The 14,897-nt window shown below is 28.0% G+C and carries 6 protein-coding genes; 3 read left to right on the top strand and 3 right to left on the bottom strand.

What is annotated here, in order from left to right; translation table 11 throughout:
- Positions 1 to 91 precede the first annotated feature (91 nt).
- Positions 92 to 2,263: a pilin N-terminal domain-containing protein gene (locus EQF90_RS07770; RefSeq protein ID WP_134710919.1), complete on the bottom strand. Its 2,172-nt coding sequence runs from the start codon at positions 2,261 to 2,263 to the stop codon at positions 92 to 94.
- A gap of 214 nt (positions 2,264 to 2,477) precedes the next feature.
- On the bottom strand, positions 2,478 to 6,437 hold the full coding sequence (locus EQF90_RS07775) for a SpaA isopeptide-forming pilin-related protein (protein WP_134710918.1): 3,960 nt from the start codon (positions 6,435 to 6,437) through the stop codon (positions 2,478 to 2,480).
- Positions 6,438 to 6,950: 513 nt separating this feature from the next.
- Between EQF90_RS07775 and EQF90_RS07780 the strand changes: the two genes are divergently transcribed.
- Positions 6,951 to 8,438: a helix-turn-helix domain-containing protein gene (locus tag EQF90_RS07780; protein ID WP_134710917.1), complete on the top strand. Its 1,488-nt coding sequence runs from the start codon at positions 6,951 to 6,953 to the stop codon at positions 8,436 to 8,438.
- 395 nt (positions 8,439 to 8,833) lie between these two features.
- On the opposite strand, the gene EQF90_RS07785 is transcribed toward EQF90_RS07780, so the two are convergent.
- A complete protein-coding gene (locus EQF90_RS07785) occupies positions 8,834 to 12,205 on the bottom strand; it encodes an EndoS/ChiA family endoglycosidase (RefSeq protein WP_134710916.1) in 3,372 nt (1,123 codons plus the stop codon).
- Positions 12,206 to 12,798: 593 nt separating this feature from the next.
- Between EQF90_RS07785 and EQF90_RS07790 the strand changes: the two genes are divergently transcribed.
- Both EQF90_RS07790 and EQF90_RS07795 read left to right on the top strand, forming a co-directional pair.
- Positions 12,799 to 13,854, top strand: a complete 1,056-nt coding sequence (locus EQF90_RS07790) for a PTS transporter subunit IIC (RefSeq protein ID WP_134710915.1) — start codon at positions 12,799 to 12,801, stop codon at positions 13,852 to 13,854.
- Between the two features lie 9 nt (positions 13,855 to 13,863).
- A complete protein-coding gene (locus tag EQF90_RS07795) occupies positions 13,864 to 14,865 on the top strand; it encodes a D-2-hydroxyacid dehydrogenase (protein ID WP_134710914.1) in 1,002 nt (333 codons plus the stop codon).
- Positions 14,866 to 14,897: the final 32 nt, after the last annotated feature.

A 14,897-nucleotide genomic window follows, 5' to 3' on the forward strand; every position in this document is an offset into this window, starting at 1 on the left:
TGATATTTATTAAAAACCCTTTACTAAATATCAAATACAAGATAGCTACCGAGCCATACCATGTATGGCTCAATATCTTATCTAGTTTTTATTAAGCATCTACTTCTTGATTATTTTTCTTCAATGCGTAAATCGCTGCACCCATGATGATTAAACCAGCTACTGTAAAGATAACTGTACCAATACCACCTGTTTGTGGGATTGTTACTTTATTATTTTTGATTTGCATTGCATCTTTTGTTTCTTCTTTTTCCTTATCATAGTTAATTTGACCATCTTTAGTATATGAACCGTCTTTAACTTCGAATTTAAAGTCTCCACCACCTGTAGGAAGTGCATATCCCTTTGGAGCTGCAGTTTCCACTGCCTGGTAGTTTCCATAAGCTAAGCCTTTAACTTCAAATCTACCCTCTCCATCAGTGTAGAATTTAGTTGCTTGATCTTGTTGCTCTACCCATTCATAATTTAAATTAGCTTTTACAAATTCTTCTTGCATTTTATTATAAAGTTCTTTAACTTTACCAAGTGCATCATCTTTGCTATTAAATGTTTCTTTATCTATTTGAACTTGATTTTCAGCATTGATTTCTCCCTTTGCTAATACTTCATTTACTGCTTTTATAGCTTCATCATAAGCTGATTTAGCAGTTTTATAACCACTTTCATCAGCAGGAGTAACCTTTAAGAATTTATTTTCATCAGTACCACTATTTAAATTCTTTATTACAAATTCTGCACCGGCAAGTCTTTCTTTTCCATCTGAGTTTGTCTTTACAAATTTCTTTCCACCTACTGTTACTTGTGGAGGTGTTGGTGTAATTGAATTTGGAGTTTTAGTATTTGTAATAGTTACAGTACCTTCACTATTTTCAAATTTTGGTTCAAAACCATTTACAATTTCTTTTACTTTATATTTAACTTCATCACTTAATCCTGAGAATTTACCTGAGAAATCTCCAGTAACTGTGAATGTAATACCATTTCCTAAATCTGTTTTATCAACTACTCTAGCTGCTGTAAATGTTACGTCAGCTACCGGATTACCTTGTGAATCTAAAAGTACATACTTAACAGTATTAGTTTTTTCACCTTCATTTGCCCATTTTTTAGTAACTGTTATTTCTCCACTTTTAGGAGTTATTTCTTCACTTTCAAATTTTGGTGGTGTATGGTTAAAGATAATTGTTGCGTGGTTGTCCATTGGTTGGTCTACCACTGCATCAGATGTTACATTTGCAGAATACTTAAATGTAATTTCTACTTCTTCTTTCTTGGCAGCATCATTGATAAGTTTTAAGCCTTCTGCTTTAAAGTTTAGTTTAAATCCATTTGCTTCTGGAGTTATTGTATAGTGTGTATTTAAATCTAATCTTAAACTAACAGGAGTTACTGCAAGTTCAACTCCTTTTTTTGCATTATATTTTAATCCCTTATCCATAGCATCTACTAGGTCTAAATTTTTAAATGTAGAGCCTTGTGGAAGTGATACTTTTGCTTCATAAGGAATTTCTTTTCCTATTTGACCTTTAACATTTGCTTTTTCTTTTTCATAATTATTAAAAACAGCTCCTACATCTTTAAGAGATTGTGGATCAGTTATTTTTTCTAAACCATTTTTTTGAGCAAAGTTCTTATCAAATTGTACTTTGTTTACAGTATTCTTTGGATATACGTGAAGTTTATCTTGTGTATCAAACATAGAACCATCATCTTTGTATATTGGAAGAGCTAGTCCGAATGGAACTGCCGCTGCTCCAGTGATAGCACCTTCTTTGATTGTTGAAGCTTTATCTTCAACGAACCAGTAGTATCCGTTTTCTAAATTTTCAACATCAACGCCACCTTTTTTTGATACAACAGTTTGTGTTGGTTGATTTACTGAAAGTTCTTTTTCTACTAATTCTTTTGTATCATAAGAACCTGGTTCTTTTACCATTTTTTCATAAGTATCTTTTGATTCTACTTTGTATACATAGAAAGTAACACCTTCTAGTTCTTCAGTGTCTGCACCAAAGAACTTTGAAATGTTTTCTTGTGAAATTGCTTTACCATTATATTGTGTTTGACCATCTTTACCAAGTACAAAGTTTTGACCTTCTTTTTGTTTTAATGGGAATCCCTCTAAGCTACTCATTTTCATTTTGTGAATTACAACTGTTGTCTGATGTTTCTCTTGATCCGCAAAAACTTGTGATGCCGGTGCCACTACTGCTAACATCATTACGAATGCTAACATTAACGAAATTAATTTTTTTAAATTCATTATGTCTCTCCTTAAGTGTTTTAAAATTTTTAATAAACGTATTATATGTAGTAATTTAAATTACTACATATAATTCTCTTTTGTTGTTTTAACTTTTTTCAATTTTTATCTTTAGTATTGCTTGTTTTAGCTTTGATGAGAAAATTTTTAATCTTCTCATCAAAGCCCTTTATTCTCTCTTCAAAAATGACTTTCTGCAAAGTGGGGTAACTTTTTAATTTGTCCCACCCCCTTTGTTGTCATACCTTCTCTTTCTAAGCTCATACCACGCAAGAGCCATCAAACTAACCCCCGCTCCAACAAACGGAACAGTCCCCATTCCACCAGTAGAAGGATAAACTGGTTTAGTTTTGGTGTTTACTATCTTATGAATAGTTCCATCACTTTCTGTTAGTTGTATCCCGTTATAAGTTTTTACATTTTCTATTTCACCTATAACATTTACTGTAAATGTTGCTACTTCTAATTCTCTTCCTAGTTTAGGATATCCGTCCGGTGCTTTTGTTTCGTAAAGTTTATACTCTCCCGGCGATAATTTTTCAAAAATAAATTCATTAGTCGAAGTATTGCCAATAGAATTTATTTCCTTAACAACATCATTCATTTTCTTTAATTTGAATTCTGCTCCCTTTAAGGCTTCTCCATTTTCATTTACTTTGTAGAATTTAATTTTATTTGGATAGTTTATAACTGTCTTTTCTGTTGGTGTAATTGGAGCTTTTTTATTTGTTACTGTTATTTCATTTTTGGAGTCATCGACAATAGACAATAAATCATCTGAAGCATCAGATTTTTTTATAACTTTTATTATATTTCCATTATCATCAACGGTTATTTGAACTTTCCATGGTGACGATGGTTTCTGATATCCGCTTGGAGCTATAACTTCTTCTAAGATGTAGTCTCCTGCCTTTATCTTTGTGAAGTATAGTGTACCCTTACTAATATTGTTTTGAGAATCCCAGCCTGTTTTAGCGTATTGAAGGTATTTTTCTTCTCCTTCTACGCTTGTAAGTTTAAATATTGCTCCATCAATTGCTTTGCTGTCATCACTATCTTTTTTAACCAATTTTATAGCCTTGCTATAATTTATAGTTGCACTTGGTTTAGCTTGGATAATTTCGTTGTTAAATCCTATTAATTCACCATTGCCTCTTTTCATAGAAGCAAATAATCTTATTGGAGTATCTCCCGTTTCATATGGTGCTTTTATCCTTATAACGTACCCATATTGTTCTGGATTATCTCCTTCTACGCCACCATTTATTGTTAATACTTTTGCTTGTCCATAAGTTGCAGGCCTATTTTTTACCAAATAATCTGTGTTTAATGTTAATTTTTGCTCAGTTTTTAATGAAGCTTCTGTCAACCCAAAACTTTCCGGCATTGTATCAGGGTTTAGCTTTTCTGTATTAACAAGAGACTCAAATGGATGCTTTACTTTATAGATACTAATATCCGCATCACTATTAAATAAATCAATAGCAGAAAAGCGATAAGGGTGCCATTGATTACCAGTATTAGTATATAATCCCACTGTTATTTGATCTTGAGGCAATTTTTCACCATAAAGATAAACATAACTTATTGTATAAGGACTTGGATTTGCTTTTTTTACTGGCTCCCCGTTAGAGTCCAACTTTGGTCTACCTGTTTTTGGGTCAAGTTCAACCTTATCTGTGTTGTAGTAAATAGCAGACCCTATATTATCATTACTATTTTTGGCTCTTATAGAAAATCCACTATAATCAACACTAATTTGATTTTCATATACTTTTTCAACTGCAGTTTGTGCTAGTGCATTATCCTTACCCTTTGAAGGAATTGTATTTTTTATAGTAAGTAAAGCATTTTCTTTAACCTTATCCCTATTTACATAAAGTGGTGCTTCTATTTCTATCTCAAAATCTTGTTTATTGTTAACTGCACTAGTCAAGGTATACTTGTAAGTGTTGTCTCCATTTTTATTAGTAACTTTTATTAATTCTTCTCCCAAATATGATTTTATTGGAAGTATTTCGTTTTCTATCATCTTGTTACCTAGTCTGTTTAATTTTTCATCATAGGTAATATAGAAGTAATCTCCTTCTTTTGCCTGTGCTGGCAGCTTAACCTTAAATTTAGCCTTTAGATATTCCCCATTATTTGGATAAACTGTTGTGGGATGTTTGTCATTACTTGATACTAATTCATAGTCACTAACATCAAGTTTTTTAATTAATTGACCATCAAATATATTTGGATCTCTTTTAGTACTACCTGTTCCTTCAACATCTATAGTACTTTTTGTATTTAATAGTTCATCTGGATCTCCCTCTTCTTTCAACTCACTTTTATCCATTATATCAAAAAGTTTCTTATCTATAACTTGGGTATTTCCACTTGCGTGTACTATTACTACATAGTCATCACTAGCCTTATACCCATCTGGAGATTTCGTTTCTTTTAGAATATACAGTCCTGATTCAAGGTTGTCAAATGCTACTCCATCAGCTCTTTCAACTTTCTTTGTTACAGAATTAAAACTTACCGGTAACTTTTCCCCCTCTTTTTTAGACAAAGTAAACTCTGAACCGGATAAAAAATTTTGTTTCTCATCAGTCTTTTTAATCGTAAACTTCCCATATACTTTAGCTTTTTCTTCAGCCTTTGGAGTGTTTTCTGAATCTTTTAATGCGATAAATTTATTTAATATATTAGCTACTTTAGGATCTTTAGCTGCTATTTCAACTTCTTTTTTTAATGGTTTTTCATCATTTGTTTTAGCTTCAAAATCTAATAAAAGATTATTTTTATTTTCTGCATCCTTTTTTATAAAAAATACGTATTTATACCCCGTTTCCAATGAATTGGAAAGTTTTACAGGATTTTTCACTTCTAGCTTTTCAAGTTTTTCCTTCATTTTTTTCGAAGAAAAATCTTTGTAATCTTCTATATTATCCTCATCCCTGTATAGCGGGTTCGTAAGAGTTATATCTTCTTCCTCAAAGCCATTTGTTTTTACTATTCTATCAATTTTTATATTTTGAGCTGTTTTTGTAATTGAATTTAAAAATTTAAATTTTGCTTCCTTTACATCTGATAAATTTTTTACATCTAAAGTTAATGTGTATATAGAATTACTTTTATCTAAATTTAACCCCCATGACAAAATATCAAAATTTTTGTTATTGATTTGATTTTTTTCTATATCATTTCTAATTAATGTAATTGGGATATATAAATTTTTAAATCCTTTTTTTGATAAAGTAATATATGTGTATATATAAGGAGAATTTTTGTCTTTAGCAAAATTCTTTTTATCTTTGTCAATTTTTGTTAAATCAACATTTATTGACTCACTCTTTATATCTTTTCCATTAATAATATTTAAGAAACCGGTTTCTTTTTTTACTAAAAATTTAAATTTTTCTAAATTAATTTCTTCATCAACCTTATATGCAAGTTTATCTGCCTCTAACAAAATCATTGAAGAATTTTTCATTTTTAATGCTCTAAAAAGCTCTAAAGGACTTAAATTTAAATTGCTATCCTTAATATTTAATTTAATGTTTATTGGGCTAAAATTAGGAATTTTAATGGCTATTGAATGGGTACAAGGATTAATTTTATTTTTTTCTAAATATTGTATGATTGATTTTTTTGTATGATTCGTTTCTTTTTCTAAAAACTTTTCATTAAATAAAGAATTATAATAATTTTCATAAATAATATCGCCGTGTTTAAGATTTATGTCTATTTTTTCATTTTTTGATATATCATCATATTTTAATAATCTTATTTCGTTATTAAAATTTTTTATTAAAATTTCTATAGAAGATAAATCTAATCTTTCACCTACTTCATAATTAATCTTAGGATACTTAAAAATCAAACTTTGTCCCGGCGATAGAGCTTTTGATGCTTCTATTTGTTTTGACGTTAAGTTTTTACTCCCTAAGTTATTAATATCAACATTATATAAACTACTTTTGGTTTTACTACTTGAATTCAAGTCATTTGTTCCAATAATAGTTTTAGATTGCTTATTTTCTTGATTGGTATTTTCATTGTTTATTATTTTTAAGGAATTTGGATTATTATTTTGAAACGCCATTACCGGTGTTGCACATGTTTGAAATAATATGGAAACCCCTAAAAAAATTGAAAATATTTTATTAAATCTATTTTTCATTTTCTCCCCTTAACTCTAAATTATTTAATATACTATCTTCCAATATTATAATAACTAATATATATTTATTTCACATTTACACTTCAAATATATATTAGCTAAAGACTATCATATATAGTTTAAAAATTCATTTCATTTTCCCTTATTTAAATTTATCATTTTGACAAAATATCGTTAATCATCGGTGGTTTCATTGATTTAAAAAATTAAAAAAATGTTAATATTTTTTCATTAATAATGCATAATGTATTTCATATCTTAAATTATACAAATATGAAAATATCTATAAATATGACAATTAATCACAATTTTCCATAATTCTAATATAACCATATTTATTAAATAAAAAAAATATGTTACAATTTAATGTTAAAAATCATTACAATTAACTTTAAATTTTCCTAAAAATTAGGTATAATTTTATTTAGAATTACAAAAAATACACAATTCTATTTTTTTACTATTTTAATTTCATTTTTTTATTTTAAGAACTAACTTTTTGAAGAGGTGATTATGATTAGACTTTTAGGTAAGCGTACTATAAGGCACACAGATATTATTAAACATCTGCACATTAATTCAAACTCAATTAGCCAGGAGCATCTTATAAGGATTTTAGAAGTAACAGATTCTGTATTAAAATCAGATATCGAATATTTAAATTCAAACTATCCGGATATATTAAAGATAAAAACTTCAAACAATATAATTTCTATAATTTACAACAATGATTCTTGCATTGAAACTTTTTTTAGAACTATTATAAATAATTCAAATATCTTTAACATGATTGAAGCATTATTCTTTTATAAATTCAACAGTATTGATTCTTTAGCAGAAAATCAGTTCACAAGCATTTCAACTATATACAGAATGATAGATAAATTTAACACCGCCGCAACAAATAAATATAACTTTAGGTTAGATAAAAAATCCCTAAAATTTATAGGAAGCGAAAAAAATATTAGATCCTTTTTCACTCAATTATTTAAGGAAAAATATGCTATTGATGAATGGCCATTTATCAACATAAACAAAAATACTATAAAAAAAGCTATTACTGAATATTTCAAAATTAATAATATTAATAAATTTGAATACTCATATTTAGAAATAATGTCTTGGACATGTGCTGTAAATTTACATAGAACAAAATTAAATTTCCCTGTAATTTCTCAAATGGAAACAAATAAAATAAACTATGATATAATTAAGAATTTACTTAAATCAAACATTTTACAAAATATTTTTAGAACTTTCTATATACCTTTAACAGAAAATAATCTAATAAACATATTTTATAATTATGTACATGTCGATCTTGTACATACATTTAAGGAATTTACTGACAAAGCTGATTATAGTCCAAATATAGCTATATCCCTACATAGAGGTTTTTCTGACACATTTTCCATTAAAAACAAATATAATTTACAATTAAATAACATTGAAAATTTAATTATAAGTATCCACAATTCAGCTGTATTATATAATAGTGATATAAAATCAAATTGTGTTATCTATAACAGAAGAAAAATGTATATTGATCAAATCTATAAACAATTTCCAGAGTTAGTAACTGATATAAAAACTTATTTAAGTAATTATTTAACTTCACTAAAAGGAAGTATTAAAAAAAATGAAGTAGAGCATTTGACATATGTTGCAGTATCAACATGGAAAGGGCTAATCTCTCAGATGTATAATTTATCCGATAAATTAAATGTACTGATTATAAGCAGATTTAACTCCGTTCATGCAAGTAATATTAAAGTTCAGTTAGACATGATATTTAAATGCTTTTTTAACACTGTACTTTTTGATGGTAACTCTTTAGAAATAGATAATATAAACTTTGATGATTTTGATTTAGTAATAGCTGATTTTATACCTGTAAACAATAAAGTCCCTAACTGGATTTTCATCCAAGAAACCTTAAATCCAAATGATTTTCTAGAAATTATTAAGAAAATTTCTAAATTTATAAAATATAAATTTTAAAACGAACTAAATCGTCTAAAATTAGCTTATTATCTTTATTTTAAACAAAAACTATGATATAATTGTGTTGGGCATGAAGTGAACCAAACATGAAATCCTCCAATTTCAATTAAAATATTTCAGTCAAAATATAATTTATTTCATGTCTAAAAAAACTCAGGTAATTTTTTTGATTTTACCTGAGTTTTTTTATTTTGCATAAGAAATGAACTTACACAAAATCCTCCATTAACATTCTAACACCTACATAAAAAAATACTTTTCTAATTTTTATGTATAGTTCTACAATTTTGCGATAAAATTGTTAATAATTATAAATAGTGTAAATGATTTAAAATAAAAAACTGCTATATAGCAATCTATGCTGCACAGCAGTTTTTAGCGTATATTATATTCTAAAACCACGCTTGTATTGTGGATATAAATCCTTTAACGATATTTCCAAGTTTCTTGTTTATATCCTTAAAAAATGTAATAATTTTTTTAGAAGTTGACTTACTTTTTGGTTTTTCAGATTTTTTTGAATCAGAAGTTTTTTCTTCTTTTTCTTTAGTTTTTTGTTGTTCAATTTCTTTTAATGCAGCATTAACCGATTTTTCCAACTCATCAGCTGATTTTGATAAAGCATTCACTGTTACTTCTCCATTTTCCCTTAACAATTCAACATTAGAAACATCAGCAGTCAATTTACTCTTTACAGATTCACTTAATTTTGAACTATCAATTTTATTAGCTTTTCCAAGTAATTCATTAAGTTTTTTATTTAAGTTTTCTTTAGTTATATTTTCTTCAACTTTTACTTCGGTATTATCTAATGTCAAAGTTGCAATAACCTCTGCAATTCTATTTGCATTTGAATTAATTAAATTCTTTGTTAATTTTTCTGTTTTTAGTGTTCTTTCAGCATCTTCAACAACTTCTCTTAACTTATCAAGCCCTTCTTGAGCATATAGTCTTTGATTTCCTTTTTTGTTTTCTAAATATTCTTTAGCATCTTTAATAGCATTTTCTAGTGGAGATTTATCTAGTTTTGTACCGTATAGTTTTACTTCTGGGATAATAGGTGCATTTCCTAAAGTTGACTTAACATTAACTCTCCAATATCTGCTTGAAGTTGATGCGAATTTTCCCTTATAAATATCTTTTGTTCCATCTTTTATAGTATCAACAGTTTCCCATTTTTTTGATTTTAATTTTTCTATTTTTTCATAATATGAAAGACTTTCTTCTAATACAAAATCTTTATCATCCAAATATTCCAATGAAGCAATTACATTTGCTTTTTTTCTAAAAGCTTCCACCTTTGTAACCTGAATTAATTCCCAGGTATTCAATTTTATATTTCCATCTACTTCAAAAACTATGAACATATCATTTTCTTGTTTTGGTGCATTAAAAGCGATAAATTGGTTCCCACTATCTAATTTACCATCAAATATTTTTGAGCCTACAGAAGTAAAAGCATCTCTAGCTGTAGAATCATATATTTTTTTTATATCAGGTTTAACTTGGAACAAAATATCCTTTTCCTCTCCAACAACAATCTTCAATTTATGAACTTCTTTTCCTTCTCCATTTGTAATTGTTGATATAAATGTTTCATCATCACTTGATTTTACTATATTATTTTCTACCGGATCTAAAGTACTATTTGTTGTTTCAATAGTAAATTTACTATAATCTAAAGGTTTTACAGTATACCCCTCTTTCAAGAATGGCTTACCATCTATTGTACGTGAAGTATATTCATTAAATTTATCAGGTGTTACATAATAACCTTGAGATGTTACTTGACCTTTTAATACTTCTTTTTCAATATCATAAGATTTATTTTTTTCTAATCTTACAAATGATGGTGAGAATGTTTCTGGATAGTACCAAAATGGTTCTTGTCCTTCAAATTTAACATTTTGTTTATTATTTATATTTTTTACCAACGCATCAAATACTTTTCTATTATTTGATCCTGGGGATAAGTCTAAATTATTATCTGATATATCTAATTTTTCTAATGATTTAAAGTTTTCAGGATTGATAATTTCTAACTCTTCTAAATGCAAACCTCTTAAGTTTAATTCTTTTAATCCGCTTAAATTTTCTAAAACTAACTTAGCGTCTGATTTTTTATATTCTGTACGAGGTCTTTCTTTTCGTATACCTTCCGGTAAGTTTTCAGGAGTTAAGCTAGTTACTTTATCTAAATTTTTTAATGTTAATTTATTTAAATTAACTAATTTTTCTAACCCTGTTAAATCTTTAATTTCAGAATCATCTATAATTAATTCTTTATTATATCTTGATATCATACCTTTGTATTCACCAATTTGTGAAATAACTTGTTTTCTTAGATGTTCATCAGGAAAATCTTCTTCATCAATTATATCGTAAGCATTGTTTTCATTTAATAATTCTTTTAACTCTTTTGAATATTCATAATCTGTTGGAGCTAAATCATCAGAATCACTCTTTCCAGGTCTTCCAGCTTGCACCCATTTATCTATATCTATTTTTCTTCCATTTGTTGTGTTTTTACTATATTCATTATATGCTTTTATAGCTTCCTCTTTTGTAGGATGAGGTACTCCGTCTCTCTCAATAGCATATGAAAACACCCCTGCTTTTAAGGAGTCCTTTGGTTGCCATTTTGCATATCTGGCAGCTCTTGAATCAGCAAATTTACCATCTTCAAAGACTCCTTTGTCTTTTTCATCTTTTATTATTTTTTCAACTTTTCCATCTGTTGTTGGGATATCATACCATCTATTATTATCATATAATGGGTCATCCTTTTTTTCTGTAGTATATGAATTTTCTTCATAAAATGAGAAACCTATCATAATTTTTTGCGAACCCACTAAAGATTTAAATGTATCAAATAAAGTCATTTCCCTATTTTCTTCAAAGTCTTGGAGTCTTGTATTTCCTACCGCTTTCTTTTGAGATGCTACATACTCTTCAGTATTTTTATATTCACTTCTTCCACCGTACATTTGAATCAAAACTAGATCAAACTTATCCTTATGACTTTCAAATGCAGGATGAAAAGCTGAATATGTTGTATCATATATCAATAATTTATCAGTATTACTTTTTGGTCCTACTTTTTTAGATAATAAATCTAAAACTTTATTATATTGATCTTTATGAGTTTTGAAATCACTAATCTTTTGCTCCATATCAATATCTAAGCCATCAAAATTATACTTATTCATATAATAATGTAATATAAACTCAGCTCTAGCTTTATTCCCTTCATCTGTATTACCAAATTCAAGTACTTTTCTATCAGAATTATTTTTTAGTCTTAAATATTTAGAATATTTTTTACTTATCTCATTATGTAAATTTAAATTATACTCTATATCCTTATACAACAAATGAACAAATATAGAGCCTACTACCTTTTGTCCTTTTTTATGTAACTCATCAACATATTTCTTCATAACTTTTTCAGGTACTTTAGCCATTTCATTATCATAAAATGCTAATACCAAATCTACTTCCTTAGGTATATCACCCATTCTTGTTTGAGCATTTTTATATTTTTTAGCATCAGGGTTTGCCTCATCACTCCACACCCTATAATAACCACCATTTATAGGTGTATGTTTTTTAAGCCATTCTTCAGTTGCTTTTCTTCCTTCAGATTTAGTAGTTACTTCCTTCCCCTCAGCCTTAGCAACCGATGTCCTACTTACAGGTAATAAGCCTGTAACCATAACAAACGCTAATACAAAACTTATTACTCTTTTTGAAATTTGTTTCATAACTCCTCCAATTTATAATATATTTCACATGTATGATATAATTTAAATTTATTTAATGCAATCCATTTCATGATTTTGGTTGAAAATTCGTTTTATAACATTTTTTAGAAAATTTTAGAAAATGTTTTCATTTTTTCTAGCTTTTTCTATAATAGCTTAACAAATAAACTAAGTAGATGTCCTAAATATAAAATTTATAAATACCTTAGACAGTAAAAAAATACACAGTTAGAAGTAGCCGAAAAACAATATTAAAAATAATCTATCTTAAATTTAACAAAACTGCAAAAAAATATAAAACATCTGTCAAAATTTGCTATTTTTCTGCTATTCCCCCTTTATTTTACAAAAATATTATTGTATAATATTTTCAGACACGAAATGAGCTTTAACACAAATCCTCCAATTTTCTGTTAATTCAAAACTGTATTTCGTGTCTATTTTTATATTTAAGATTACCATTTCAAAATATAAAGACTTTATTTTCAGAACTTATCTAATTACTTATATGATCATATAAGTAGAACAACTAAATATTTGAATTTAGAAAACATAAAATATAAAATTATTTTTAATAAACAAAGGAGGAAATTATGGAAAACAAAATCGAACTTAAAGGTTTTCTAATGAAAATCTTAAACGGCACAGCAATGGGAATCGTCGTTGGACTTATACCAAATGCTATCTTAGGAGAAATTTTTAAGGCTTTAGCACCATCTCATCCAATTTTCAAGATGATACATACAATTTTATTAATTTCTCAAGCAGCTACCCCTACATTAGTTGGTGTGTTTATCGCATTTCAATTTAAGATGAACCCAATTGAAACAGCACTATTAGGTGTGTCTGCAATGATTGGTTCGGGGATTATTAACTTAAAAGAGGGAGCTTTAGTAGCAGTAGGTATTGGTGATCTTATAAATACAATGATTACAGCTTCTATCGCAGTTTATGTAATGAGCTTAATCAGAGGTAAATTAGGTAGTTTAACTATGATTGTTGCTCCACTAATTGTGGTACTTGTTGCAGGTACAATCGGGACACTATTATTACCATATGTAAAACAAATCACAACAGGTATTGGTGCTATAATCAAAAACTTCACTGAACTACAACCACTATTAATGAGTATTTTACTATCAATTTCATTTGCAATAATTATTGTTTCACCAATTTCAACAGTTGCTATAGCTTATGCTGTTGGATTACAAGGATTGGCTTCCGGTGCAGCAAACATGGGTATCGCTTCAGCTGCCATGACATTAATCGTTGGTGCAATGTATGTAAACAAAATAGGTATACCATTCTCAGTATTCTTAGGATCAATGAAAATGTACATGCCTAACTGGTTAAAATACCCAGTTATGAATATTCCTTTAATCTTAAACGCAATTGTTGCCGGTATTGTAACTTATATATTTAACATTCAAGGTACAACCGCTTCAGCCGGTTTCGGATTCTCAGGACTTGTCGGACCAATCAACGCATATTCTTTAATGCAAGGTGGTTCAGCATTATTAAATGCAATTTTAATTTTCGTTTCATATTTTGTAATTACATTTGTTTCAGCATATATAATCGAAATAATTTGTACAAAAGTATTAAAATTATATAGCAGAGATATATTCATTTATGAAGCAAATAAATAGGAGGAATATATGAATTTAGTGTATTTTAACTTAAAAGATGTAGAAAAAAAAGCTGTTGAACAATGGAAAGCTCAAAATCCAGAAATCAATCTAGAAGTTACTGATAAAGACTTATCTTTAGAAACAAAAGATATGCTAATAGGTAAAGATGCTATTATAATTTCACAAATCAAGGAGATTGATGATGAAGTTTACAAATTCGCTAAAGAACAAGGTGTTAAAGTTCTTTCAACAAGATCTGCCGGTTTTGACATGTACAACAAAGCATTATTAAAAAAATTAGGAATGAAACTTACAAATGTTCCTTCATATTCTCCAAACGCTATCGCAGAACACACAGTTTGTGCTGCTTTACAAATTTCAAGAAATACAGCAAAAATCAGAAAAAATGTTGAAAAATACAATTTTACATGGGCTTCAGATTTAATTTGTAGAGAAATCAGAACATTAACAGTTGGTATAATCGGCACAGGTAGAATCGGTACTCAAGCTGCAAGACTCTTCAAAGGCTTAGGCGCTAAAGTTATTGGTTATGACCTATATCCAAATGATGCTGCAAAAGAAGTTTTAACTTATGTTGATTCAATTGAAAAATTAGCTTCTCAATCAGACATCTTAAGCTTACACTTACCAGGTCTACCAGAATATACTCATGTAATCAATGATGAATTAATTTCAAAAATGCCTGATGGAGCAATCATCTTAAATTCAGGTAGAGGAAATCTTATTGATACAAAAGCTGTATTAAGAGCTTTAGATAGTGGAAAACTTTTAGGCGCCGGTTTAGATGTTTACGAAAATGAATCCAAATTCATCACTAAAGATTTTTCAAAAGAAGGTGATATTGATGATGAAGTATTGAAAGAATTAATCAAGAGAGATGATGTAATATTCACACCTCACACAGCTTACTTCTCAGAAACAGCAGTTGAAAACCTAGTACAAGGTGCATTAAATTCTGCAAAGAATGTTGTAGAATCAGGAAATGATGATTGTTTGGTAAAATATTAAAATAGTATTGATTAAAAACTGATAATTCCAAA

The sequence above is a fragment of the Helcococcus ovis genome (genome assembly GCF_004524775.2).
Lineage (GTDB): Bacteria > Bacillota > Clostridia > Tissierellales > Peptoniphilaceae > Helcococcus > Helcococcus ovis.